30 protein-coding genes, 2 tRNA genes and 1 pseudogene are annotated in these 24,223 nt (G+C 59.4%); 20 read left to right on the forward strand and 13 right to left on the reverse strand.

From position 1 onward, the window contains the following. Nucleotides 1-258: 258 nt before the first annotated feature. From arsK to JJB09_RS10075, 6 genes and pseudogenes are all read right to left on the reverse strand, one after another. Nucleotides 259-1,470, reverse strand: coding sequence for an arsenite efflux MFS transporter ArsK (gene arsK, locus JJB09_RS10050; RefSeq protein ID WP_201656996.1), 1,212 nt, complete (start codon nt 1,468-1,470; stop codon nt 259-261). After that, nucleotides 1,467-1,619 (reverse strand): annotated as a pseudogene (locus tag JJB09_RS10055) (arsenical resistance protein ArsH); the annotation flags it as partial. The pseudogene JJB09_RS10055 and the gene arsK, both read right to left, overlap by 4 nt. Nucleotides 1,620-1,657: 38 nt before the next feature. Further along, the gene (arsC, locus tag JJB09_RS10060; protein WP_201656999.1) at nt 1,658-2,083 is read right to left on the reverse strand and encodes an arsenate reductase (glutaredoxin); all 426 of its coding nucleotides are present in this window, start codon (nt 2,081-2,083) and stop codon (nt 1,658-1,660) included. Nucleotides 2,084-2,086: 3 nt separating this feature from the next. Beyond that, nucleotides 2,087-3,145 carry an ACR3 family arsenite efflux transporter gene (gene arsB / locus JJB09_RS10065; RefSeq protein ID WP_201657002.1) on the reverse strand — a complete coding sequence of 353 codons (1,059 nt, stop codon included), beginning with the start codon at nt 3,143-3,145 and terminating at the stop codon, nt 2,087-2,089. Nucleotides 3,146-3,147: 2 nt separating this feature from the next. Next, nucleotides 3,148-3,588, reverse strand: a complete 441-nt coding sequence (arsN2, locus tag JJB09_RS10070) for an arsenic resistance N-acetyltransferase ArsN2 (RefSeq protein WP_343229008.1) — start codon at nt 3,586-3,588, stop codon at nt 3,148-3,150. Next, nucleotides 3,585-3,941, reverse strand: coding sequence for an ArsR/SmtB family transcription factor (locus JJB09_RS10075; protein WP_201657005.1), 357 nt, complete (start codon nt 3,939-3,941; stop codon nt 3,585-3,587). Before JJB09_RS10075 ends, arsN2 begins: the two co-directional genes overlap by 4 nt. A 42-nt stretch (nt 3,942-3,983) precedes the next feature. Between JJB09_RS10075 and JJB09_RS10080 the strand changes: the two genes are divergently transcribed. After that, nucleotides 3,984-4,505, forward strand: coding sequence for a DUF6428 family protein (locus JJB09_RS10080; protein ID WP_201657008.1), 522 nt, complete (start codon nt 3,984-3,986; stop codon nt 4,503-4,505). Between the two features lie 47 nt (nt 4,506-4,552). Continuing rightward, nucleotides 4,553-4,690 carry a hypothetical protein gene (locus JJB09_RS10085; RefSeq protein ID WP_201657010.1) on the forward strand — a complete coding sequence of 46 codons (138 nt, stop codon included), beginning with the start codon at nt 4,553-4,555 and terminating at the stop codon, nt 4,688-4,690. 173 nt (nt 4,691-4,863) lie between these two features. Here JJB09_RS10085 and JJB09_RS10090 read toward each other — a convergent pair. Beyond that, nucleotides 4,864-4,938: transfer RNA gene (locus JJB09_RS10090), tRNA-Thr, on the reverse strand. A gap of 188 nt (nt 4,939-5,126) precedes the next feature. Here JJB09_RS10090 and JJB09_RS10095 point away from each other — a divergent pair. The 12 genes from JJB09_RS10095 (at nt 5,127) to JJB09_RS10150 (ending at nt 14,311) form a co-directional block, all read left to right on the forward strand. Beyond that, the gene (locus tag JJB09_RS10095; protein WP_201657013.1) at nt 5,127-5,351 is read left to right on the forward strand and encodes a hypothetical protein; all 225 of its coding nucleotides are present in this window, start codon (nt 5,127-5,129) and stop codon (nt 5,349-5,351) included. 131 nt (nt 5,352-5,482) lie between these two features. Beyond that, nucleotides 5,483-6,775: a UDP-N-acetylglucosamine 1-carboxyvinyltransferase gene (gene murA, locus JJB09_RS10100; RefSeq protein ID WP_201657016.1), complete on the forward strand. Its 1,293-nt coding sequence runs from the start codon at nt 5,483-5,485 to the stop codon at nt 6,773-6,775. A gap of 111 nt (nt 6,776-6,886) precedes the next feature. Then, nucleotides 6,887-7,324 carry a DUF2948 family protein gene (locus tag JJB09_RS10105; RefSeq protein ID WP_201657018.1) on the forward strand — a complete coding sequence of 146 codons (438 nt, stop codon included), beginning with the start codon at nt 6,887-6,889 and terminating at the stop codon, nt 7,322-7,324. Nucleotides 7,325-7,351: 27 nt separating this feature from the next. Further along, nucleotides 7,352-8,650 carry a histidinol dehydrogenase gene (gene hisD / locus JJB09_RS10110; protein WP_201657020.1) on the forward strand — a complete coding sequence of 433 codons (1,299 nt, stop codon included), beginning with the start codon at nt 7,352-7,354 and terminating at the stop codon, nt 8,648-8,650. 4 nt (nt 8,651-8,654) lie between these two features. Then, a complete protein-coding gene (locus JJB09_RS10115; RefSeq protein WP_201657021.1) occupies nt 8,655-9,131 on the forward strand; it encodes a UPF0262 family protein in 477 nt (158 codons plus the stop codon). A gap of 5 nt (nt 9,132-9,136) precedes the next feature. Next, nucleotides 9,137-9,607, forward strand: a complete 471-nt coding sequence (locus JJB09_RS10120; RefSeq protein ID WP_201657023.1) for an arsenate-mycothiol transferase ArsC — start codon at nt 9,137-9,139, stop codon at nt 9,605-9,607. 154 nt (nt 9,608-9,761) lie between these two features. Further along, a complete protein-coding gene (infA, locus tag JJB09_RS10125) occupies nt 9,762-9,980 on the forward strand; it encodes a translation initiation factor IF-1 (RefSeq protein WP_003545338.1) in 219 nt (72 codons plus the stop codon). Between the two features lie 30 nt (nt 9,981-10,010). Continuing rightward, complete coding sequence (locus JJB09_RS10130; protein ID WP_210341703.1) at nt 10,011-10,628, forward strand: Maf-like protein; 618 nt, start codon at nt 10,011-10,013, stop codon at nt 10,626-10,628. Nucleotides 10,629-10,630: 2 nt separating this feature from the next. Next, nucleotides 10,631-10,843 (forward strand): DNA gyrase inhibitor YacG, encoded by a 213-nt coding sequence (gene yacG, locus JJB09_RS10135; RefSeq protein ID WP_246748661.1) that lies wholly within the window; start codon nt 10,631-10,633, stop codon nt 10,841-10,843. Nucleotides 10,844-10,996: 153 nt separating this feature from the next. Beyond that, nucleotides 10,997-11,072: transfer RNA gene (locus JJB09_RS10140), tRNA-Phe, on the forward strand. A gap of 201 nt (nt 11,073-11,273) precedes the next feature. Then, nucleotides 11,274-12,230, forward strand: coding sequence for an AraC family transcriptional regulator (locus JJB09_RS10145; RefSeq protein ID WP_201657027.1), 957 nt, complete (start codon nt 11,274-11,276; stop codon nt 12,228-12,230). 212 nt (nt 12,231-12,442) lie between these two features. Then, on the forward strand, nt 12,443-14,311 hold the full coding sequence (locus JJB09_RS10150) for a calcium-binding protein (protein WP_201657029.1): 1,869 nt from the start codon (nt 12,443-12,445) through the stop codon (nt 14,309-14,311). A gap of 115 nt (nt 14,312-14,426) precedes the next feature. Here JJB09_RS10150 and rpoH read toward each other — a convergent pair whose 3' ends face one another. Further along, the gene (rpoH, locus tag JJB09_RS10155; RefSeq protein WP_201657030.1) at nt 14,427-15,332 is read right to left on the reverse strand and encodes an RNA polymerase sigma factor RpoH; all 906 of its coding nucleotides are present in this window, start codon (nt 15,330-15,332) and stop codon (nt 14,427-14,429) included. 159 nt (nt 15,333-15,491) lie between these two features. Further along, complete coding sequence (locus JJB09_RS10160; RefSeq protein ID WP_246748662.1) at nt 15,492-16,514, reverse strand: RluA family pseudouridine synthase; 1,023 nt, start codon at nt 16,512-16,514, stop codon at nt 15,492-15,494. Between the two features lie 28 nt (nt 16,515-16,542). Between JJB09_RS10160 and JJB09_RS10165 the strand changes: the two genes are divergently transcribed. Together JJB09_RS10165 and JJB09_RS10170 are read left to right on the forward strand one after the other, a co-directional pair. Next, nucleotides 16,543-16,926 (forward strand): hypothetical protein, encoded by a 384-nt coding sequence (locus JJB09_RS10165; RefSeq protein ID WP_201657036.1) that lies wholly within the window; start codon nt 16,543-16,545, stop codon nt 16,924-16,926. Nucleotides 16,927-16,931: 5 nt separating this feature from the next. After that, the gene (locus tag JJB09_RS10170; RefSeq protein ID WP_201657039.1) at nt 16,932-17,765 is read left to right on the forward strand and encodes a TrmH family RNA methyltransferase; all 834 of its coding nucleotides are present in this window, start codon (nt 16,932-16,934) and stop codon (nt 17,763-17,765) included. 21 nt (nt 17,766-17,786) lie between these two features. On the opposite strand, the gene JJB09_RS10175 is transcribed toward JJB09_RS10170, so the two are convergent. Further along, on the reverse strand, nt 17,787-18,128 hold the full coding sequence (locus JJB09_RS10175; protein ID WP_201657042.1) for a hypothetical protein: 342 nt from the start codon (nt 18,126-18,128) through the stop codon (nt 17,787-17,789). A 225-nt stretch (nt 18,129-18,353) separates the two neighbouring features. On the opposite strand from JJB09_RS10175, the gene JJB09_RS10180 reads away from it, so the two are divergent. Next, the gene (locus JJB09_RS10180; RefSeq protein WP_201657045.1) at nt 18,354-19,241 is read left to right on the forward strand and encodes a LysR family transcriptional regulator ArgP; all 888 of its coding nucleotides are present in this window, start codon (nt 18,354-18,356) and stop codon (nt 19,239-19,241) included. 30 nt (nt 19,242-19,271) lie between these two features. Here the strand turns inward: JJB09_RS10180 and JJB09_RS10185 are convergent, their stop codons facing one another. Together JJB09_RS10185 and JJB09_RS10190 are read right to left on the reverse strand one after the other, a co-directional pair. Continuing rightward, the gene (locus tag JJB09_RS10185) at nt 19,272-20,447 is read right to left on the reverse strand and encodes a hypothetical protein (protein ID WP_201657048.1); all 1,176 of its coding nucleotides are present in this window, start codon (nt 20,445-20,447) and stop codon (nt 19,272-19,274) included. Between the two features lie 241 nt (nt 20,448-20,688). Beyond that, a complete protein-coding gene (locus tag JJB09_RS10190; protein ID WP_246748676.1) occupies nt 20,689-21,204 on the reverse strand; it encodes a DUF1134 domain-containing protein in 516 nt (171 codons plus the stop codon). A 318-nt stretch (nt 21,205-21,522) separates the two neighbouring features. Between JJB09_RS10190 and chpT the strand changes: the two genes are divergently transcribed. Together chpT and JJB09_RS10200 are read left to right on the forward strand one after the other, a co-directional pair. Next, nucleotides 21,523-22,173 (forward strand): histidine phosphotransferase ChpT, encoded by a 651-nt coding sequence (gene chpT / locus JJB09_RS10195; RefSeq protein WP_201657054.1) that lies wholly within the window; start codon nt 21,523-21,525, stop codon nt 22,171-22,173. A 136-nt stretch (nt 22,174-22,309) separates the two neighbouring features. After that, nucleotides 22,310-22,678 carry a response regulator gene (locus tag JJB09_RS10200; protein WP_201657057.1) on the forward strand — a complete coding sequence of 123 codons (369 nt, stop codon included), beginning with the start codon at nt 22,310-22,312 and terminating at the stop codon, nt 22,676-22,678. A 116-nt stretch (nt 22,679-22,794) separates the two neighbouring features. Here JJB09_RS10200 and JJB09_RS10205 read toward each other — a convergent pair whose 3' ends face one another. Then, complete coding sequence (locus JJB09_RS10205) at nt 22,795-23,520, reverse strand: alpha/beta fold hydrolase (protein ID WP_246748677.1); 726 nt, start codon at nt 23,518-23,520, stop codon at nt 22,795-22,797. Nucleotides 23,521-23,712: 192 nt separating this feature from the next. Between JJB09_RS10205 and JJB09_RS10210 the strand changes: the two genes are divergently transcribed. After that, nucleotides 23,713-24,165, forward strand: coding sequence for a MarR family winged helix-turn-helix transcriptional regulator (locus JJB09_RS10210; protein ID WP_201657063.1), 453 nt, complete (start codon nt 23,713-23,715; stop codon nt 24,163-24,165). Nucleotides 24,166-24,223: the final 58 nt, after the last annotated feature.

A 24,223-nucleotide genomic window follows, 5' to 3' on the forward strand; every position in this document is an offset into this window, starting at 1 on the left:
GCGGAGCTGGCAGGTGGCTGAATGATGTTAGCTACAACTCATCTTAAACACTTTCCTTTAGCGCTCACGTCCGCGTTTAACACTTGGGTTTCTAGGGTACAGATTCATAACGACCTGATCCAGATGCGCCGCTGCAACGAGTTTGGCGGCAGAGAGGAAGTTGCGAGGATCTTTGCCGTAGCACGTGGAGATGAGCGAGCCGGTGCGAAACCGCAGCTAGATGCCGTTGATCACCCGACGATCATCAACACACGGACGTCACGCGGCAACCGACCTTCCTGCCAGCCTTCGCACCGCCTCGAAACCAACCAGCCCGACACCGCCCAGCAATGCCGTCAATGTGAGCGAGATGCTGATGCCCAGGTTCTCCGTGAAGGCCGCGAACGTAAATGGAGCAGCAGCCCCTGCAACCAGGCGGATCGCGGCCATTTTCCCGGTCAAGGCCCCGTAGCCTTCCGAGCCGAATAGCCACAGCGGCAGTGAGCCCTGCACAATGCTGTTGAGCCCCGAGCCCAGCCCCAGAAGGATTGCGAAGGCGACTGCGCCGACAAGCCAGCCACCCGAGGCCACCAGCACAACGATACCACTCACGATAAAGGATGCCGACAGGATTGAAAGCAGCGGCGGTGAAAGGTTGCTGCCGAAGATCATGTTGATAAATCTGCTCAGGACTTGCGAGGGACCGAAGATCGCACTGACGACCACCGCCGCTCCGCCGAGTCCCAGGCCGGTCAGCATCGGCACCATGTGCACAAGCATTGCCGACAAGGCGAAGCCTTGCAGGGCAAAGGCACCCGAGGCCACAAAAAAAGCCGAGCGGCGTCCTGCCATTGGCAGCGCGCCCTGCAAATGCCTGACAGGTGGCTCCTCGACCGTGCTTCCGAGGTTTGACCGCGAACGGCTGCGCATTATCCAGAAGTGGATCGGCACACAGATAATCAGGTTCAATATTGCATAGATGAGGTAAATTTCCCGCCAGGATAGATGCAAGTGAAGAGCGCTGGTTATCGGCCAGAACAATGTCGAGGCAAAACCCGCAATCAGGGTGAGGTACGTGATGCTTTTTCCGGCTGCGTGCGGTCGGGTCTCGACAAGCGCTGCAAAAGCCGCCTGATACTGAACCATCCCGGATGCAATTTCCAGCAGAACGATGGCAGCGACGAAAGCGAGCGCAGAGTTCGAATAGGCGCAGAGCAGAAGCGTGAACGCCGCAACCATCGAACCAATCGTCATGAGCCGACCAGCTCCGAACTTGTCCATGTATCGCCCCAGCAGCGGCGCAATGACACCGCCCACCAGCAGGGAACCCGAGAAGATGCCGAAGACTTGATCGACGGACCAGCCAAGGTCCTTGGCCATATCCGGCGCAAGAATGCTGAAGCTGTAATAAAGCGTCCCGTAGCCGATGATTTGGGTGAGCCCCAGCGCCACCACGATGGCAACCGGAACGCGCTCATAATGCTGTCTCATATCGACTTCAGGCCCACCCGTTGCTCAAGCTTTGCGGCTTCTTCCTTCCGCTCGCTGTATCGATCGGTCAGATAGCCCGAGACGTCACGCGTGAGAAGCGTGAACTTCATCAACTCCTCCATCACGTCAACAACCCGATCATAATAGGTCCGGCATCCGCAGATGTTCGAGACCGGCTGCAGGCAAATCAGGCAATGCGCTTGCCCTCGTCGTCCAGCACCCGTTCACCATCTTCCTTGACGAACGACCCCTTGAAGGCGTCGGCCGGGAGGATATCGAGCACCAACTCCGACGGACGGCAAAGGCGCGTCCCACGCGGCGTGACGACAAAGGGGCGGTTGATCAGGAGCGGATGTCCAAGCATCGCGTCGAGAAGCTGCGCGTCCGTCACCTCGGGTTTGTCGAGCCCGAGTTCTGCATAGGGTGTGCCCTTCTCACGGATGGTTTGCCGCACTGTCAGTCCAGCGTCAGCGATCATCTTCACCAACGCGGCGCGAGACGGCGGCGTCTTGAGGTATTCAATTACAGACGGTTCGATGCCTGCGTGACGGATAAGCGCCAGCGTGTTTCGGGACGTCCCGCATTCGGGATTGTGGTAGATGGTGACTTGCATGAATCAGACCCTTTCGGAGGCAATGGGTTTTCGAGCTGGCAGACCGCGCTCGTACCAGCCCTTGCTGTGGTTCACGATCCAGACCACAGTGAGCATGACGGGCACCTCGATCAGAACGCCGACGACCGTGGCAAGCGCCGCACCGGAATTGAACCCGAACAGACTAATCGCAGCGGCAACGGCAAGTTCGAAGAAATTAGAGGCTCCGATCAAGGCGGAGGGACCGGCAATACAGTGCTCCTCCCCGCTCAGTCGGTTCAGGAGATAAGCGAGCCCAGCGTTGAAGTAGACCTGTATGAGGATCGGCACGGCGAGCAGACCGATGACAGCAGGCTGCGCCAGAATCTGCTCACCCTGGAAACCGAACAGCAGCACGAGGGTGGCAAGCAGGGCGACCAGAGACAGAGGCTGTAGCCTCGCCAGCAGGCCATCCAATCGACGTGTCGATCCGCCGATGAGGAGGATGCGCCGAAGCATTTGCGCTGCGATAACCGGCAGGACGATGTAGAGCACCACCGAGAGAATGAGTGTGTCCCAAGGAACGGTGATCGCGGAGAGACCAAGCAGAAGTGCTACGATAGGCGCAAACGCGATCACCATGATGCTGTCGTTGAGCGCCACCTGCGACAGCGTGAAATGGGGCTCGCCCTTGGTCAGGTTCGACCAGACGAACACCATGGCCGTGCAGGGTGCTGCAGCAAGGATGATCAGACCCGCTATGTAGGAGCCGACCTGCGTCTCGGGAAGCAGCGGGCGAAACAACCAACCAATGAACAGCCAGCCGAGCAATGCCATCGAGAACGGCTTGACAGCCCAGTTGATGAACAGCGTCACGCCGATGCCCCGCCAGTGGCGGCCAACTTGTCCCAAGGCGGAGAAGTCGATCTTGAGCAGCATCGGGATGACCATCAGCCAGATCAAACCTGCCACCGGCAGATTGACCTTGGCGATCTCGGCGCCACCAATGGCGTGGAACACAGTGGGGAAGGCTTGACCAAGTGCGATGCCGACCACGATGCAGGCCGCGACCCAGATGGTGAGGTAGCGTTCGAAAGTGGACATGGTCACTCCTGAAGTTCGAGCATCATCAGCGCGGCAGTGGATGGGCAGAGGCTTGCCGCTTGACGGGTTTGGAGGATGGTGGTGGGCGCCGCTGAGCGGTCGATTTCGCTGAAGCCCAAGCGCCGGAAGAAAGCCGACGCGGACGTGGTCAGCAGGTAAGCCGTCGTTGCCCCGCTGAGCCTCGCTTGCAGCAGGAGCGCTTCCGCAACCATTTTCCCCAGCCCGCCGCCGCGATGACCGTGGATGACCACCAGCGACCTAATGAGAACATCTTGGTCGTGAAGCTCGTAGCCCCCATAGCCGACCGGCTTGCCTTCCTGCTCGAACCTGAAGAAGCATCGACCTTGTTCCACGAGATCATCAGCAGGCAGCGCGGCGGACGAAAGTGCTTCAACAAAGCCCTGATCGTTGCCGGGGATTGAAGTCATAACCAAGCCCGTCACCGCATCTTCTCCTTCAGCGCAGGCGAGCAGCAGACGTTCGAAGCACCGACCGGGGCGCAGATTTCGGGATGACCACCGCAGCAATCCTCCATCAGGAAGCGGACCAATGCGCCGAGTGCCGCATAGTCGGCGCGGTAGATAATCGACCGGGACTCGCGTTCCATCGTCACCAAGCCAGCCCGCTCCAGTTCCTTGAGATGAAACGAAACATTCGAGGGCGACACCTCAAGTCGCTCACCAATCTGGCCGGAGGCCATGCCCTCGGGACCGGCAACAACGAGGAGGCGGATGACCTGAAGGCGGGTCTCTTGCGAGAGGGCACCGAACGCGCCGAGGGCTTGACGTTCTTCCATGTTTCGATATTCCTAATAATGTTGAAATATGGAGTAGCTGAAATGCTGACGCTCGACAAGATGGAATTTTCACAGACCGACATTTCGCTCGGGGCGCTGCTCACGGCCCTCGACGAAAGGCCTGAGATGCCGCTGGTCTTTCATTACGCAGGCCGACCGATCAGGGCCGGCTATCACATCACGGAGGTCAAGGCGGGGCAGTTCTCGGCTTTGGACTGCGGCGCGAACCCGGAAGCATGGAGCGAGATTTTCGTTCAACTCTGGGATATCGACGAGGATCAACGGACCCATATGAGGGCGAGCAAGTTTACCGCCATCATCAGGAAGGTGTCCGAACATGTTGGTCTCGACAGCTCTGCCAAGCTGACCTTCGAAGTCAGCGACGGTGTCCAGCCCATGCAGCTTTTCTCAGCTGACTTCCCATACGTTGAAGGACAGGCAATCAGGGTCGATCTCGGACCTCGCCCAGCGAGCTGCAAGCCTCGTGACCGATGGCTGGCCGAGCAGCAGGCCCCGGTTGCCGCTTGCTGCGGTCCCTCGACCAAATCCTCTTGTTGCGCCTGATCGAGCGCTGTCGCAATCCCTTGAGGTCATCGCTCGGAGAGTGCTCGATGCAGATCGCGGTCATCAATGAGAATCAAGCACCCACACACATCGAGCTGCTGGTTGATCTGCTGACCGAAGCCGTGACGACCGGAGCGCTGGTCGGCCACGTCCATCCCCTGAACCGAGAGAGATCCGCCGCCTAGGCGCCGATGATGTCACGGGGGATCGCACAACGGAAGTGATAGACGTTTCCACGACGGATAAGTCGATAGGTAGAGGCACGTCGCCCACAGCTCCGCTGTAGCAGTGTGCTGTAGCAAACGGAAGCCTAACCCATTGATTTATAGGTATGTCATTGATCTCAAAGGGAGAAAAATGGTGCTGCTAGAGAGATTTGAACTCTCGGCCTCTCCCTTACCAAGGGAGTGCTCTACCCCTGAGCTATAGCAGCATCGTGGACCGGAAAATTCAGTTAAACCGGTTGGGCGAGGCGGCTATTGCCATAGCTTTTGCCCGAGCGCAAGCGCCAATCGCTCACTTTTCGTAAAGAAAATCCAAAGCCCCTGCAATGCCGGGCTTTGCGCGCCCCTGTCATTTGCGCTATGCAACGGCATAACGACGCAAATTGGCAGCAAGATCATGCAGAAAAAGGAATCACAGTCCGTACCTGGCGCAAATCAGGGCACCGATGATTCCCGACGCGTCGGAAAATCCGCTGCCGAAAAGCGCGCCGAGCGGCTGAAGAGCGAGCTTCGGGCAAACCTTGCGCGCCGGAAAGTCCAAGCGCGGGCGCGACGCGAAGGCGAGGAGGACGACCGCCCCGGCGATCTTCTTTCCGCACCGAAGCCTGTCGACAAGGACTGATTGCCGCAATTTCCCCCAATTTACCGGCCTAAACAGCAACACAGGCCTTTTCTTGAATGTATATTCGCAATGCGCTAAGGGGGCCGCAGGTTTGACGGCGCCCCTTCTGGGCGCCAAGGGGACAAGACTCTATGGATCGTATCAGAATCGTCGGCGGCCGCCCGCTGCATGGCATCATTCCCATCTCCGGTGCCAAGAATGCGGCCCTGCCGCTGATGATCGCCTCGTTGATGACATCGGACACGCTGACGCTTGAAAACGTGCCGCACCTGGCAGACGTCGAGCAGTTGATCCGCATTCTCGGAAATCACGGCGTCGATGTTTCGGTCAATGGCCGGCGCGAGCATCAAGATGGCTCCTATGCCCGCACAATTCACTTCACCTGCCGCACCATCGCCGATCTGACCGCACCCTACGAGTTGGTCTCGAAGATGCGCGCCAGCTTCTGGGTAATCGGGCCGTTGCTCGCTCGTGAAGGCCAGGCGCGTGTTTCGCTGCCGGGCGGCTGCGCCATCGGAACACGACCGGTCGACCTGTTTTTGGAAAGCCTCAAGGCACTTGGCGCCGAAATGGAAATCGACGGCGGCTATGTCAACGCGCGCGCCCCGAAGGGCGGCCTGATCGGCGCCCGTTACACCTTCCCGAAGGTCTCTGTCGGTGCGACCCACGTGATGTTGATGGCCGCGAGCCTTGCCCGCGGCACCACAGTGATCGGCAACGCGGCCCGCGAGCCTGAAGTCGTCGATCTGGCCAACTGCCTGAATGCCATGGGTGCCAAGATCACCGGCCAGGGCACGTCGACCATCACCGTCGAAGGTGTTTCCCTGCTGTCGGGCGCTCGCCACCGCGTCATGCCCGACCGGATCGAAACCGGCACCTATGCCATGGCGGTTGCGATGACCGGCGGCGATGTGGAGATCGTCGATACCGACACGACCTATCTGGAGACGGCGATCGAGGCTATCCGCCGCGCCGGCGCCGAGATCACCCGCACCGAACGCGGTATCCGGGTCCGTCGCAACGGCGAGCTTCTGAAGCCGGTCGATGTTGTTACCGATCCCTATCCGGGCTTTCCGACCGACCTCCAGGCGCAGTTCATGGGGCTGATGACCCGCTCCAGCGGCGCCTCCCACATCACCGAGACGATTTTTGAAAACCGGTTCATGCATGTGCAGGAACTTGCCCGCCTCGGCGCCAAGATCACGCTCAATGGCCAGACGGCCCGCATCGAGGGTGTCGAGCGCCTGAAGGGCGCGCCGGTCATGGCCACCGACCTTCGGGCATCGGTATCCCTGGTTATCGCGGGCCTCGCGGCCGAGGGCGAAACGGTCGTGTCACGCGTCTACCACCTCGATCGTGGCTTCGAGCGGCTTGAAGAAAAGCTGACGCGCTGCGGCGCAATCGTCGAGCGGGTCAGCGAATAGGCAACTTGATATCGCCCGGGCGGTTGCGAACCGCCTTGGCGCATCTTATCTCAAGCGTATGAAAATGCTGGCCGGCAGGCGCTGACCGGCGACAAACGCTGGACTGTAAAGATGACCATGAAACTGCTTGCCCTCGATGACGAGGATCTGACGGTGATTTCGGCGCACATGCAGGATGCTGTATTCCGCATTGCCGATGTCGACTACACCCCCAAACAAAAGCACTTCACCCTCGCCGCCAACCGGTTCGACTGGGAAGAAACCGACCGAAACGCCAAGGGTTTCGAACGCAGCCGCTCCGCGCTCTGTTTCAAGCAGGTCAAAGGCGTACGCTCGATCGGCGTCGACCGAAAGGCGCCCGAAAAGGTGCTGTCGCTGCTTGCCGTGCTTTACGAACGCGATGGCGAAGGCCCGGAAGGCTCCATCGAACTGGTGCTAGCCGGGGGCGGCTCTATCCTGCTCGATGTGGACTGTATCGAAGTTCAGCTTGCAGATACGGGCGGCACGTGGGAAACCACGATGAAACCGCGCCATCCGGGCGCGGCTTAAGTACAGTGCATAGAGTGAGGGCATTCCTTGGCGATCTGGCTTGACCGGCAGGCGGACGATTTCGAACAGCGCTTCGCCGCCTTTTTGACAACCAAACGCGAAGCGTCCGAAGACGTCAATGTGGCCGCGCGCGCCATCATCGCCGATGTGGTTGCCCGAGGCGACGTAGCGCTGAAGGAATACTCGCTAAAATTCGACGCCCTGGATTTCGACCGGGTGCCGATGCGCGTGGCACCAGAAGATCTCGATGCCGCCTATGCCAGCATCGAACCATCGGTGCGCGACGCCCTGCATCTCGCCGCCGAACGCATCGAAAAACACCACCGCCGGCAATTGCCGAAGGACGACATCTACGAGGACGCGCTCGGGGTGACGCTCGGGTCCCGCTGGACGGCGATCGAGGCCGTGGGGCTTTATGTCCCGGGCGGCATGGCAAGCTATCCAAGCTCGGTCCTGATGAACGCCATACCGGCAAAGGTCGCCGGCGTGCCACGCATCGTCATCGTCGTTCCGGCGCGGGAAGGCACCATCAATCCAGCGGTACTGGCGGCCGCCAAGATCGCCGGCGTCGACGAAATATACCGGATCGGTGGCGCCCAGGCTGTCGCTGCCCTCGCTTACGGCACCGAGACGATCACACCGGTCGCCAAGATCACCGGCCCCGGCAATGCCTTCGTGGCTGCCGCCAAGCGCCATGTGTTCGGCACAGTCGGCATCGACATGATCGCCGGCCCCTCCGAAGTGCTTGTCATCGCCGACCGCGACAACGATCCGGACTGGCTCGCCGCCGACCTTCTTGCCCAGGCAGAGCACGATACCGGCGCCCAATCGATCCTGATCACCGACGATGCGGATTTCGGACGCGCGGTAGAAGCCGCTGTCGAGCGCCAGCTGAAGCTACTGTCGCGCTCCGAGACTGCCAGCGCCTCCTGGCGCGATTTCGGCGCGATCATCGTCGTTCCGGATCTCGAAGCTACAGCGCCGCTCGCAGACCGCATCGCCGCCGAGCACCTGGAAATCGCCACCGCCGATCCCGAGGCGCTGATGGCAAAGATCCGCAATGCCGGCGCCTTCTTCCTCGGCCGGCACACGCCCGAAGTCGTCGGCGATTATGTCGGAGGCTCCAACCACGTCTTGCCAACGGCGCGTTCGGCACGGTTCTCTTCCGGTTTGTCGGTGCTGGACTACATGAAGAGGTCCTCCATCCTCAAGCTGGGCACCGAGCAGTTGCGGGCGCTGGGACCGGCTGCGGTGACGCTTGCGACTTGCGAAGGGCTGGATGCCCATGCAAGATCGGTGGCAATAAGGCTCAATCCGGGGGAGTGACTTGATGGCCGCAAACGGCGCCTACCGGCTGACCGATGTGACTCTTGACGAGTCCATCGGCCGCTCGACCCCCGATGTCGAACATGAGCGTGCGGTGGCGATCTTCGATCTGCTGGAGGAAAACTCGTTTGCACCGAACGGCCATGCCGGCGGTCCCTATCATCTTAAACTCTCGCTGATCGACAAGAAGCTCGTCTTCACAATCCTTACGGAATCGGGCGGGGCTGTTGCGACACATATCCTGTCACTCACGCCCTTCCGCCGCATCATTCGCGATTATTTCATGATCTGCGAAAGCTACTACCAGGCGATACGGTCCTCGACGCCGAGCCAGATCGAAGCGATCGACATGGGCAGACGCGGCATCCATAACGAGGGGTCGCAGACACTCGAAGATCGACTGAAGGGAAAGATCACGCTGGACTTCGACACCGCGCGCCGGCTCTTCACGCTGGTTTGCGTGCTCTACTGGCGGGGCTGAGCCGGATGGAGCTTCCCGGAGCACCTTCTCCTGACAGGCCTCACAGTGCCGTCCTGTTCATGTGCGGCATGAATTCCATCCGTTCGCCGATGGCCGAAGCAATCGCCCGCCACTACCTGCCGCAAAGTGTTTACGTCGCTTCGGCGGGCGTCCGGCGCGGCGAGAGGGACCCGTTCGTGGATGCGGTGCTCGACGAGATCGGGCTGACGATCGGCCGCCATCAGCCGCATCTGCTCGATGATCTCGAAGACGACTATTTCGACCTCATCGTCACGCTTGCCCCCGAAGCTCACCATGCCGCGCTTGAAATGACCCGCTCGTGGGCAGTGGATGTTGCCTACTGGCCAACCCCCGATCCAACCGTGGTCACAGGCACGCGCGAACAGATCCTGGATGCCTATCGGGGCGTTCGCGATCACCTCACGCAGTTGATCCTCAAACGGCTGGCAAAGTCCCCGGTTGAGGTCTCGCCCTGAAAATACCGCCGATTACTTGCACAACCAGTCATTTAGTCATAAATACCGCTGCCCGGGCAGTTCACAAAGCCATGACTTTTGTGTAGTTTCCGCGCGAATTCGCGAGGAGCCGATCGGGCATCCTCGATAAAAACTCTAGGAAGACACCCCAAATATGCCGAAAGAAGAAGTACTGGAATTTCCGGGAATCGTCACTGAATTGCTGCCAAACGCCACGTTCCGCGTGAAGCTGGAGAACGAGCACGAGATTATCGCGCACACTGCCGGCCGCATGCGCAAGAACCGCATCCGCGTTCTCGCCGGCGACAAGGTGCTTGTCGAGATGACCCCTTACGACCTTACCAAGGGCCGTATCACCTATCGCTTCAAGTAAACGATCAGAGACGAGCGCAGGAAACCGGTTTTGCTGACACAGCGGCTGATATTGGCATCGGGTTCGCCGAGAAGGCTGGATCTTCTCGCGCAGGCCGGCATTACGCCCGACAAGCTTTTGCCCATGGATCTCGACGAAACGCCCCGGCGTGCCGAGCATCCACGGTCGTTGGCGCGTCGGCTCGCCCATGACAAGGCCGAGGCTGCATTTCAGTCCCTGCGAACAGATCCGCAATGGGCGGGTTCGTTTATTCTCGCTGCCGATACCGTCGTGGCGGTAGGCCGGCGCATTCTCGGCAAACCGGAGTATCTGGAAGAGGCGTCCTCGTCGCTGCATCTTCTGTCCGGTCGCAGCCACTGGGTTTATACCGGTATCTGCCTGATCACGCCGCAGGGTACGTCCCGCGTCAAGGTGATCGAGACCAAGGTTCGCTTCAAGCGGCTGACGATGCAGGAACTGAAGTTCTATCTCGCGTCCGGCGAGTGGCGCGGCAAGGCCGGCGGCTACGCGATCCAGGGATTCGCAGGAACCTTCATCCAGAAGCTTTCGGGCTCTTACAGTGCCGTTGTCGGTTTGCCGTTGAGCGAAACCATCCAGTTGCTGACCGGGGAAGGCTTCCGCTTTCACGAGAAATGGCAGGAGGGCTGATCATGGCCGATGCCACCGTAGCCCCCTTGCGCAAGCCGCGCCCCTGCCCCGAATGCAGCAAGCCGTCGTCGCGCGATTCCTATCCGTTCTGTTCGGAGCGTTGCCGCAACCTCGACCTGTCACGCTGGCTGTCGGGCTCCTATGCGATTCCCGTCACTGAGGATGAGACGAAAGCCGACGACGAATTTGACGACAGTGGCCGCGACCGCAGCTGAAAAACCGTGCCTTTTCATCGCCTTGAGAATAATTGAAAAAAAACGATCAGGGGGGTTGCGACTCTCCGACAAGCTGCTATAACCCCGCTCGCTCCCGGGGAAAACCAAGCCCCGGCAAACACTCTCACAGAGAAGTTTGCAGTAAGCAAAGATGCCCAGATAGCTCAGTTGGTAGAGCAGCGGATTGAAAATCCGCGTGTCCGTGGTTCAAATCCGCGTCTGGGCACCACTACAATTTTCTCCACTTTTTGTTTTGGCCTACTCTTTCCTGAAGGGCGTTCGTTTTCATCGAACCACTTTTGGCACGTGCCGATTTCGTATCGACTGATTGTCAACGTGCGCGACCGCCATTACTAGTTTTCCTGTAGCTGGCAACGCGTATCCCAGCCATGACGTCGCTGACATAACAATCTTATCGGGTGATTCGAGCATGCAGTATTTTTCGACTGATCATGTACCGGAACGCGATCGGATGGCGGTGCTGCACGATTTCATCGGTCGGCATGTGGCACGGCGTCAGTTCAGTCCACTCGACGGCCGCGAGATGCGCATAGAGCTGGCGGCGATGCGTCTTGCCAAAGGCGCAGCCATTGGCACGGGGCGCTACTCCCCTCTGGCGGGCAAGCGCAGCCGCGAACTCATCGCCGACGGTTGCGAGGACTATCTGCTGACCATCCACGACCAGGACCATGACTTGTCCATCGAAGGAAAACAGCCGATCAAGGTCCGCGCTGGCGAAATGATGCTTGTCAGCGATGCACATCTGTCGGAGTTCTGGCTTCCTCAGACAACGGTCTCCGTCATCTCACTTGGCCGGAAACAACTCTCCAGGCTTTTTCCGCGCATCGACAGCCAACCATACTACCGCGTCCCCACCGATACACCGGGGCTTGGCTTGCTGGCTGGCTATGCCAATCTTCTTCGCCAGGCGCCCGCTCATGACGACAAGGCCGCCGGCCTTGTATCGAACCATCTCTACGAGCTTGCTGCTTTGGCGCTGTCGGGGGTCGCGACGGGTGATACCGGCCGCAGCGAGCGCAGTATTGGCGCAGCGCGGCTGGCGCTCGCAAAGCAGGCGATTTCCAAACGCCTGCACGAACCCGACCTCGTCATTGCAGCGATAGCCCAGACCCAGGCGATTTCGCCGCGTTACCTGCAGAGGCTTTTCGAGACAGAGGGCTCGACATTTTCCGAGTACCTGCGCAACTGCCGGCTCGAACTCGCCTTGCGCCGTCTCGAAAAGTCGGACCCGCCCCGACTGGCTATTTCGGCCATCGCCTACGAGTGCGGTTTCAGCGACCTGTCCTATTTCAACCGCACCTTCCGTAGCCGCTACGGCATGACGCCGTCGGATGTGAGGGCAGCCGCCATACGCAAGCCGCGCTAACAAGCCGCTTGTCCAGCCGCCAGCGCCAGTCCGCTGAGCATTCGCCATTTCGTCTCAAATCTCAACCGATCGCCGCAGAGTTCGCTTTGTGCAGGATCGGTGCGCTCTGGACCAAGAGACATATTCATCGACTGCCGTATACGAGCCAACTGGCTCGACGTGGCGCGACCGCGTGGGCCAACGGAACAACCCAGTTACGCGGAGAAACCACATTGCCGACACCGACATTCACTGGATCCTCATATCAGATCGGCCCCGCAATAGGAGGGCAGAACGCTGCGGCGGTTACCGCGCTTGACGATGGCCGCTACGTCGCGATCTACCGGAGCAGTTCGCTTGCCGAGGGCTCCCTCGCCTTTGTGATTTACAATGCCGACGGAACGATCTCCAAAACCGAGACGATCGCCAATCCGAACGACGAAGGCATCATCGATCACGGCAACTTAAACATCGCCGCCCTGAAGGGCGGAGGGTTTGCCATCGTCTGGTCGACACGCGCCGGCGCCGGCGAGAACGTGTATCACCGCGTCTATGGCGCCGACGGCAATGCGCTTGGCGAGCCCGTTCACACGAATGCCGACGTGCCGCCCGAAGCGCTGGCAAAGCGACCCGACATCGCCGGTGACGGGCAAGGCGGGTTCTATGTCGTGTGGGACGACAATGGCTATGACAACGATCCTGGCCCAGGCGTCACACGGACCTATGTGCCGCGGATCCAGCACTTCGGGGCCGATGGCCAGCCGCTTGACCTGCCAACCCGGCTAGGCGACGACTGGGGCGCCGACTCCAACGCCGCGATCGCCATCAACCGAGACGGCACGCGGATCAATGTCGTATGGGATGACAATCTCAGTGGAACTGGAAGCAACGACACGGACGGCATCAAGGGCTACGAATTTGGTGGCCTCGGTGATTATCGCGCCGACGAGGGAACTTACCATGAGTTCCACGGCACGCCTGATGTTGCATACTCGACCGGCAACAATTTCATGACGGTCTGGAGCGAATTCGTTTCATCCGGCGCCTATGAAATTCGTGGATCGATCAACGACGGACCTGAATTCAAGGTCAATACATCAGCTCACCAGCATTGGACTACAATGCCGCAGGTCGTCGGCTTGAAATCCGGCAACTTCCTTGTCGTCTGGTACGATGGCGGCTTCGACGGCAATGACGACGTGCTCGGGCAATTGTTCAGCGCAACCGGAGAAAAGATCGGCGACGAGTTCCAGATCTCCGACCAGACCTCGACCGATATTTCTCGTGTCGAAGCCTCCGAGATGCTGGACGGGCGCGTCGTCGTCACCTGGGACAGTGCAGGCAATGGCTACAAGCTGCTCTCACGGATGGTCGATGTGCGTCAGGGCGCTGAAAACTGGGTCGGTACCGACAAGGACGAGTACTATGTCGGCACGGCTTTGGCGGATACGCTGGATGGTGGCGGCGGCAACGACACCCTGCACGGAATTGGCGGTGCAGACAGCCTGATCGGCGGTAGCGGCAACGACACGGTCGCCTATTCCTACGCGACCGGTGGGCTGACCGTGAGCCTGACGAATTCGGCCCTCAACACCGGCGACGCAATGGGCGATACCTTCAATTCCATAGAGAATCTCGCGGGCTCTACCTTTGCCGACCGGCTCGCCGGCAATGGTGGTGCCAACTGGCTCTACGGGCTGGCCGGAAACGACACGATCGAAAGCAATGCCGGCAAGGATGTGCTCCTTGGCGGTGGCGGCACCGACAAGCTCTATGGAGGCGCCTCTGCCGACAGCTTCGTTTTCGCCACAGGCGATACGGCGACAAGCAAGAAGGCTGCTGATACGATCTACGACTTCAGCAACGCCCAGGGCGACTTGATCGATCTCTCCGACATCGACGCCAGATCCGCGACCACCAGTGACGACAAGTTCAGCTTCATCGGGTCCAAAGCTTTTTCGGAGAAAGCCGGCCAGTTGCGTGTGGTCAATGAAAGGAGCGACACCTGGGTGATGGGTGACACCAATGGCGACGGCAAGGCCGACTTCATGATCCATCTGGACGATGCCGTAACTTTTCGGGCGAGCAGCTTCGACCTTTGACCGGCGGTGGTCCGGTGGAGAAACTTTGTCCCGTTCGCCGTCGGACCGACCTTCGGTCAACAAAAAGCCGCCCGGGTTTTCGCCCGGGCGGCTTGGGTATCTCGATAGGTAAAGCTCAGCTCGGCTCGACGACGCGCAGCGCCTTTGCCTGATCCAGCGCTGCCTGCCTTACGGCTTCCTGCACCTTTTCGAACGCACGAACTTCGATCTGGCGCACACGCTCGCGGCTGATGTCGAACTCCGACGACAATTCTTCCAGCGTCACCGGCTCCTCGCGAAGGCGGCGTGCTTCGAAGATGCGCTTTTCGCGGTCGTTCAGCACCTTGAGCGCGTTGGATAGCATGGCGCGGCGCGTATCCAACTCGTCCTGCTCGATCAGGATCTGTTCCTGGCTGTCATGGTCGTCCACCAGCCAATCCTGCCACTGACCGGCATCGCCGTCCGCAGCCTTGATCGGGGCGTTGAGCGAGGCATCACCGCCGAGGCGACGGTTCATCGAAATGACCTCTTCCTCGGACACCTTGAGCTTGGTGGCGATTTCCGCGACCTGCTCGGGTTTCAGATCGCCGTCGTCGATCGCCTGGATCTTGCCCTTCAGCCGTCGCAGATTGAAGAACAGACGTTTCTGGTTCGCAGTGGTACCCATTTTCACGAGCGACCACGAGCGCAAGATATACTCTTGAATAGCCGCTTTGATCCACCACATAGCATATGTAGCGAGACGGAAACCACGATCGGGTTCGAACTTTTTGACCGCCTGCATGAGGCCGACATTGCCTTCGGAGATCACCTCACCGATCGGCAGGCCGTAACCACGGTAGCCCATGGCGATCTTGGCAACGAGACGCAAATGGCTGGTGACCAGCTTGTGCGCGGCAGTGCGGTCTTCGTGTTCCGCATAACGCTTGGCCAGCATGTATTCTTCCTGCGGCTCAAGCATCGGAAAACGTCGGATTTCATCCAAATATCTATTGAGACCGCCTTCTCCGGCAGTCAACATCGGCATCGAACTACGGGCCATTAAGCACCCCTCTCCTTCGGCTTCCTTTTAGGCAAGCCGTAATTGGCCGGGGGTTCTCCCGGTCCACGTGTCTGATTTATGGTCTACATGCGGCACTTTCAAGGCACAAGACTTCACAAATTTGTGAAATATAAGAAAACCTTATTATTCCGTATGCTATCAGCCCTTTAGCGCCTCGATAAGGGCCAGCATATCCTCAGGCAGCGGCGCCTCGAAACGCATGATCTCACCTGACCTCGGATGCTCGAACTGCAGCAGATAGGCGTGAAGTGCTTGTCGTGGAAAACTCGAAACGACCGACTTGGCTGCATCCGGCAGCCGGTTGGACTTGGTGCGGAACGCACCGCCATATTCCGGGTCGCCGACGAGCGGGTGACCGATATGCGCCATATGCACGCGGATCTGGTGCGTCCGTCCGGTTTCCAGATGGCAGCGGACGCTGGCGGCAAGCGCTGTCGCATCCGGCTTTTCATGATAGCGCTCGACAACCTCGTAGTGAGTCACCGCATGACGCGCATCGGGGCTGGTGTCTTTCTTCACCGCCCGCTTGACCCTGTCGCTGGAGCGGCCGAGGGCTGCGTCAATTGTGCCCTTGTACGGTCGCGGCAAGCCCCAGATGACGGCGTGATAGGCCCTTTCCAGGGCGGTCGTCTTGCCATGATCGGCAAACTGGTCGGCGAGGCTGCGGTGGGCAAGGTCGTTCTTGGCGGCAACCATGACGCCGCTGGTTTCCTTGTCCAGCCGATGGACGATTCCTGGACGACGAACACCGCCAATACCAGAGAGTGTTGCGCCGCAATGATGGATCAGCGCATTGACGAGCGTGCCCGTCCAATTGCCGGCGCCGGGATGCACCACCAGTCCGGCGGGCTTGACCACCACGATGACATCCTCGTCCTCATACAGAACCGACAAGGGAATGTCCTCGCCTTGCGGAATAGGATCCTCCGGCTCGGGCAGCACGATCTCGATACGGTCGCCGGGATGGACCTTGTGCTTTGGCTCCATGACCGGCTTTTCGTTGAGCCGGACATCGCCGCCCTCAATCAGCGCCTTGATGCGATTTCGCGAGAATTCGCCACCCAGTGCGGCTGCCAGCCATGCATCCAGCCGCCCCGTTGCCGCTTCATCGGCAACAAGCACTTTTCCAATTGCATCGTCTCCGTTAAAGGAAGCTGACATCGATATGAAATCCAGTTCAGGAATTGCCATGACCAACCCGAATATCCAGGAAGAAGAAGACAAGCCACTCGATCCGGCTATGGAGAATGTCCGCCGGAAAATGGTGCGCCTGCTCTTCATTTCGAGTTCGGCGATTGTTCTGGCCCTTATGGCCGTCCTCGGCTCGATTGTCTACAAGGCCAACAAGAATTCAACCGCAGCCAAGGAGGCGACAGCCGCCGTTGCTGTCAACGCGCCTGTGGCGGCGGCGCAGACCGCCACGTTGCCGAAGGGCTTTGCCATCGAGACGACGACGGTTGATGGCAACAGGATCTGGTTCATGGGCACCGGCGCGGACGGCAAGCATCTGATGATCGTGCATGACATCAGCACCGGCAAGACGCTGACCGAAATCAGCATCGTGACCCAATAGCCGAGATGAGCGGACATCGCGCGATCCGCATCGACGACCCCGCCGATCCCCGGATCGCGGGGTTTTCGGATATTCGCGAACGCGACCTGAGACGCCAGCACGGCCAGTTCATTGCCGAGGGCACTGTCGTGCTGCGCATGCTTGCCGACGCAGACCTGCGCGCCGCATCCGGCTTTCAGATGCAGGCTGTCCTGTTGCTTGAAAACAGGCTGGACGGCTTGACGGAAATCCTGGCGAACATGCGCGGCGACGTGCCGGTCTACATCGCCGGCAAACAGGTGATGAATGCCATTGCCGGCTTCGACATCCATCGCGGCGTGCTTGCGCTTGGAACGCGCTCGAATGCCCGATCTGCCTCCGAGCTTGTCACGAGCCTGCCGGAAAGTGCGCTCGTGGTGGCTGCTGCCGGCATCTCGAACCACGACAATATCGGCTCGATCTTTCGCAACGCCGCGGCCTTCGGGGCGGATGCCGTGCTTCTGGACGGGGAATGCTGCGACCCGCTGTACCGCAAGGCCATCCGCGTCTCGGTCGGCGCGGCTCTGAAAGTGCCCTATGCGATAACGGACACGACAGGGACGCTGATCAGCCTGCTTCATGATCGCGGCTTCGCGCTATGGGGCCTTTCGCCACGAGGTGAACTCGACATCAGGGCAATTCCTGCGTCGGCGCGCATGGCGCTGCTGACGGGAACCGAAGGCGAAGGCCTGCCCCAGCATGTCATGGCCTCGGTTCGCACCGCTCGGATCGCCCAGGCGCCGGGGCTCGACAGTCTGAATGCCGCAACAGCGACCGGCATCGCACTCTATTCGATCGCTTCGGCCATGCTCCGTATCTAAGTGGCGCGTCCTACACCGCATTTACTCGATAGCGTCCACCAGCCTTTCGTAAACCGGCCTGAACTGCGTGGCGCCCTGAGTACGTGAAGGCTCATCGCGCAGATTACCCATGGCAATCCCGCGATAGGCTATGGCTGCACCGCAATAGGAAGAGACGCCGCAGCCATCAAGCTGGGCAACGCGGTTTTCCGTCATCCGGCCAGGCGCACGCGGCGATGCGGGCTGCACGCCGACCGGTAGTGACGACAGCGCAAGCTCCACCGAGACCTCGGAAATTGCGGCGATACCAATCGGCGCTGCGGCGCCTGCCAGAAATGCCGCGCCCGCCGCAACGGCCAGCGCTGGCCATGCATGTCCGCTCATCCCCATATTTCCCAACGACCAACGACGAACGCGGGATAAAGTCTCCCCGGCTGGTATGGGCATAGGCGGGTGTGACCAGGGCGTCCGTCCTTAAGGCAAGCAATTGTAGCAAGAACGTTTTCTAATGGGCTGGGCAGCATGTTTCGTCTCCGCGTTTTCGCGTTGACTAATCTGTGTGCCGTCATTATCAAAATTTATATTTCTATCGGGACTTAAGAAATTCTAATGATAGATTATGCACTTCTGGCTGCGGTCGCGGCAATAAGACGGACTGGCGGATTCGAAAAAGCAGGGCGTGAACTTGGCATCACCAGCTCCGCAGTTTCACAACGCGTCAGGCTGCTGGAGGAGCGACTGGGCGTTGCGCTCGTCATTCGCGGACAGCCCTGCAGGACGACCGAGGCCGGCGCGCGCCTGTGTCAGCATTACGACCAGGTCGGCCTGCTTGAACATACGCTGAACCGGGAACTGGGTTTCGACGCGAACGACGGAACGGCGGCCGTCCTGCGGATTGCGGTCAACGCCGACAGCTTGGCAACATGGTTCCCCGATGCGATGAAGGAAATCGACGGCCGCCTGTTCGACATCATACTGGATGACGAACGCAGGAATGCCGACTGGTTGCGTAAGGGTGAGGTCAGCGGCGCCATCAGCGCCAGCCCGGGTCCCCTGCAAGGGTGCAATAGCAAGATGCTCGGCACCATGCGCTATGTGGCAACGGCCAGCGCCACCTTCATGCAGCGCTGGTTTTCCGAGGGCATCACGGAAGGGGCGCTACGGTCCGCGCCCGCGCTCGCCTACAACGCGGACGACGAATTCAATATCCGCTGGGTGCGGGAAGCGTTGCAGTTAAGCCTGATCCCGCCGACGCACTGGATTCCCGCGCCTCAAGCGCTGGTCCGAGCGGCGATGGATGGAATCGGTTGGGGCATGAACCCGTTGCCCCTGGTAGAAGCGGCGTTGCGCGACGGAAGCCTTGTCGAGCTGCCGCCGGGGTTGCGGCTTGACGTAAGACTGCATTGGCATTGGGCCCGTTCGGTACAGCATGCCATGTCAGACCTCACAGCATCGATTGTCAAGGCAGCCCGATTGGGATTGACGGCCGGCCTGTAATGCGGGACGCCTTGCCAAACCGGTACGGCACTATTCCTGATACAGTAGCTTTGACGCTCGCTCGGCCAGCGCCACGCGCCCGCTCTGCCCCTTGCCCCGCTTGCCCGCAATTATTTTGTGAATAGGCGAGTTCGCGCCGTCCTTCTGGCCGACGACAGCGACCATTTTGGCGGCGATCTCTGCAATCTCCGTGCGCATCGCCTCGTCGCTTTCTTCATCGGTCAAGCGAAGGAGTACGTCGGCGGCAGCCGCCGCATGGGTTCTAACATCGTCGGACAATTCTGCTGCGCGCTCCGGTGAAATGATGGGTTCCGGCGCAATATACGCCGATAGCTCGTTAGGCATAACCGGTGAACCTGGCCGAAGCCTTGCTGTAATATCGGGTTGCCCCTCGGTATTGGTCCTGGACGCCCTTGCCGCTTCGCGAGCTCCGGCATTGGCACTTCTCAGCCGCTCCTTGAGACGATTGATCTCACTGACGCGGCGTTCGATGATCGTATCCTTGTCGACGCTGCCTGACACTTCGGCATTCAGCTTGTCCGCCAGCTTGATCGCCCGGTTTTCTTCCCTGGCGAGCCGCAATTCGGCGTCCTTGGTGCGTTGAGTCAGCGCCCTGACATCCGTTCGGAGTGACTCGCGCTCGTCGCGCAAAGCGTTGATCCGCGCCCGGAAACTTTCTGCCTCCGTATCACGGGTGACAAGATCGATCTTCAGATTGTCGACATCGCTAGACAAGCGCTGGACACGATGCAGCAACTCATCGATGCGCGCTTCTTTCATTCGCTCGGAATGCTGGGTCGCCACAAGCACACCGCGTATCTGCTCCGCCCGCATTTCCTCCTTGCGCACGCTGGCGCGCAATTCGCCGGCCTGGACATTGAGTTCCTCGCACATCGTCCGGAGATCGACGTTTTCGCCATGCAGTCGGCTCGCCTCGTCCACAAGCGCGTCATTGCGGATGGAAAGTCCTGCCGCCTTATGCCGTATTTCCTTGAGGTCATGACCGGTTCGCGCTACCGCAACCGCCATTTCCGCCCGAACCATATCCTTTTGCGCCCGCAGTTCCTGCGGGCTGACCGGCATGGTTGCCATGATGCGATCTTCGGTAAACTTGACGATGCGCCGGTGTATGACCGGCGCAAACAGCATCCCCGTCAGAATTGCAGTCAGAAATCCAAGTCCAAACAGAAGCGCATATTCTATCACGACAAACCCGTAGAAACTCTGTCCGCCAACACTATGGGAGCAAGAACTGTCACCCGCGTTTCCATGGACGATTTAAACCATGGGCAGAACCGCCCGGCAAGTTACACACGGTACAGCCACTGCCAATATTCATCACCTGAGTTAATTTTAGTGAGAATAGATATATAAATACCACGCCGTGCATCCCTGTAGAGGATGCACGGCGCTAGTTTCCGCAACCAGAGACGCTGGCTTAATCGCCTTAGAAAGGATTCCAGGTGCTTTTGCGTGTCATCTTGAGGTAGCCGACATTCACGCCCAGTCTGGCGCCAACGCCGGTGCGGATGGGAACGATCACCACATTGTGGCTCTTCAGCACCGTCATCCCTGCCCCAGCCACGACATAGGCCTGCCCACTGACCCCGCCGAAACGCGAATAGATCAGCTTCACATCGGGAAGATTGTAGATGAGCATCATGACCCGGCTGCCCTGGCCACCATAGTCGATCCCGAGCGACGGACCCTGCCAGAAGAGCGAATGTTGACCGGCATTCTTGGTGTAGAGGTCGCCCTCGCCATAGGTCGCGCCGGCAATAAAGGCACCGGCGCCTTCCTGGCCCAGCACATAGCCGTTCGGCAGGCCGTAGGTCTGGAAAGCTTTCTCAATGACCTTCGCCACACCGCCTGTCGTCGAACCGAAGAAGCCGTGGCCGGCATCGACGATTTCCTGCATCGAATACTGCGCATTCGCCGCCTGCGTCGGCTGAGCCAGCGCCATCAGGCCAGCAAGAGCGACCAGAACTTTCAGATATCTCGCAAAGGAGCCCGCCAACATTTGCATTTTGGTTCCATCCCGTCCGTTTGGGGTGTCCGAGCCTTTCCCAGCATTGAAAAAGGCAATCGAACCGAATTAACTACATTTTGAGCCGATCATATTAACAATCGGTTTACCAAATGTGGTGTCTTTATGGCAGGCATAAGCAGGCTATCCGGGCTGTCAGAATTGATTCTGTCTAAGCCGGGTTCTGCCCGAAATTATCAAACGACCCGCTCACCGGCCAATCGGCAAACCGGCCGGCGGCACCAGGAGAAAAGCATGGCAAAGAACCCGAATCTGACCCTCACAGGATCCGATCTCGCGGCATTGTTATGCAGCAGGGTCTGCCACGATGTGATCTCCCCCGTCGGTGCCATCAATAACGGCCTCGAACTGCTCGATGAGGGCGGCTCCGATGCCGACGCTCTAGACCTGATCCGCACTTCGGCACACAATGCTTCGGTACGGCTGAAATTTGCCCGCCTCGCCTTCGGTGCGTCCGGCTCCGTCGGTGCCTCGATCGACACGGGTGAAGCCGAAAAGGCCATCCGGGATTTTGCAGCCGCCGAAAAGAAAACGGAAATCACTTGGAACGGCCCACGCGCGATCATTGCCAAGAACCGCGTGAAGATGCTGATGAACCTCTTCCTGGTGGCCTACGGTTCGGTACCGCGCGGCGGTTCCATCGACGTCACGCTCGAAAATCCCGAAACCGACGCCAAGTTCACGCTTGTCGCCAAGGGCCGCATCATGCGCCTTCCGCCCAAGTTCATGGAAATCAATTCCGGGCATGTCGAGGAAGCGGTCGATGCTCACACCATCCAGCCCTACTACACTGTGCTGCTAGCCGAAGAAGCTGGCATGCGCATGCATGCAGTCCAGACGGAAGACGCACTCGTCTACACCGCCGAGATGGCAGCGACCGAATAAACCGGTCACCTGTTCCGTTCAGATCCACGGGAGTACCGCGCTGATACAGCCGGTAAGGATCTGTTATGCTTTTCTCTTTACCCTAGGTTCGGTTGAGATTTTGCAGAACGCCCCGTCATGAGGCGATGAGGAAGCTATGCCGAATGTGCTTATTGCCGATGAGTCCGATGCCATCCGCACTATCGGCGCGCTGATCCTGACCGGATTGGGCTTTAACGTTTCGGAATCTTCCGGTGCACTTGACGTCTTCGCCCGCTGCGAAGCCGATCTCCCTGACGTACTCGTCATCGATTCCGCCCTGCATGGAGCTTTGGATGTCATCCGGAATATCCGCGCTCTGCCGAACGGGAACGCCGTCCACATATTCTACAGCGTTGCCAAGGCTGACTTGCGGATCCTGATGGAAGCCAAACTGGCGGGCGCCAGCGATGTTCTTCTCAAGCCATTCGATCGCAAGGTCTTGAGCGCCGTGTTTGCCAATATCGCGGCATCTGCCGCCGCCTAATTGCGCCGGGCCGCCAACTTGCGGGCATTTTTGACAACCGGCCAATCACGACGAAAACCCGCACGTCATCGGAGCGGGTTTCCCTCGTAGCTGTTGCGGGGTGGATCACTGCACACTCATTCGGCGTCTGTTGCAGCCTGCTTGATGAGATCAGCCACAGCTGCCGGGTTCGACACGTAAATGGCGTGGCTGCCGGGCACTTCGTTCACGCGTGCATTTGCGCGCTTGGCCATCATCCGCTGGGCGTCTGGAGGAATCATCCGATCATCGGTCGCCACCAGGTAAAAGCTGCGCTTGTGTTTCCAGGCTGGATCCGTGACCGCGCCCGTCAAGGCATTCACGCTCCATGGAACCTGGGAGTCGGCCATGAAGGCTGCAGTTTCCGCATCGACATCGGCGGCGAAGGAGGCAGCGAACTTGGCCTTGTCGAGCGATAGAAAGCCGTCAACCGGCGGCAGGATTGGCGGCACCGGGGCTCCAGCCGGGGGATTGGCGATGAGCGTCGAAACGGACTCACCCTTGTCCAGAGCAAATGCGGCAACGTAGACGAGCGATTTCACTTTGTCGTCGGTCCCGGCTTCACTGATAACAGCGCCGCCATAGGAATGGCCCACGAGCACGACCGGACCGTCCTGCGCTGCGATTGCCCGCTTGGTATAGGCAACGTCATCCGCCAGCGACGTCGTTGGATTTTGCACGATAGTTACGTTGTAGCCGTCTTTTTTCAGGACATCGTAGACGCCTTTCCAACCGGCTCCGTCGACGAAACCACCATGTACGAGAACAACATTCTTGACGCCCGCAGGGGCGGCGATGCCGGATCCGGCGCCGGTGGCAGCCATGACGACGGAGGCAGCAGCAGCAAGCAATCTATTCGTGGTCATTTTCGTTACTCCGTTTTGAATTTCACGATATTCATTATCGCGATAATTAAAAGTAACTCGAAAATTCCGCCTCGTCTACTGTTTATTTATCGCGACAATGATTATATCAATAACACATTGAAGCGCCTCGACAAAAAATGGAGTTCTTGAATGACCGACGCCCCCTCACCCCTGCCGCTGGACAACCAGCTCTGCTTCTCGGTCTATTCGACAGCCATCGCCATCAACAGAACTTACAAGCCGCTGCTCGACGAGCTGGGAGTTACCTATACGCAGTATCTGGTGCTGAGTGCGCTTTGGGAGCATGACGGCCTGAGCATATCCACGATCGCTGAACGCCTCGCGCTGGAGCCGAGCACAATCACCCCAGCCGTCAAGAGGCTGGAGGCCGCAGGCTTTCTTTCACGGCGCCGCAGCAAGGACGACGAGCGACTCGTCGAAGCGTTTCTGACCGAGAAAGGCAAGGAGCTGCATGCGAAAACCGGCTGCCTGACGGATACGCTGCTGCAGCGCTCCGGCTTCGAGGTCAAGGAGCTTGCAGCTCTCAATGAAAAGCTGCAGCTTCTGAGGGATCGGATGGCGCGCGGCACGCAACGCGACTGATAGCCGGAATCGAAAAGCCCGCCCCTAAAACGGGACGGGCTTTGCTAAGGCGCATTCA

Origin of the sequence: Phytoamicus setariae (assembly GCF_016722925.1) — a bacterium.
GTDB lineage: Bacteria > Pseudomonadota > Alphaproteobacteria > Rhizobiales > Rhizobiaceae > Rhizobium_E > Rhizobium_E setariae.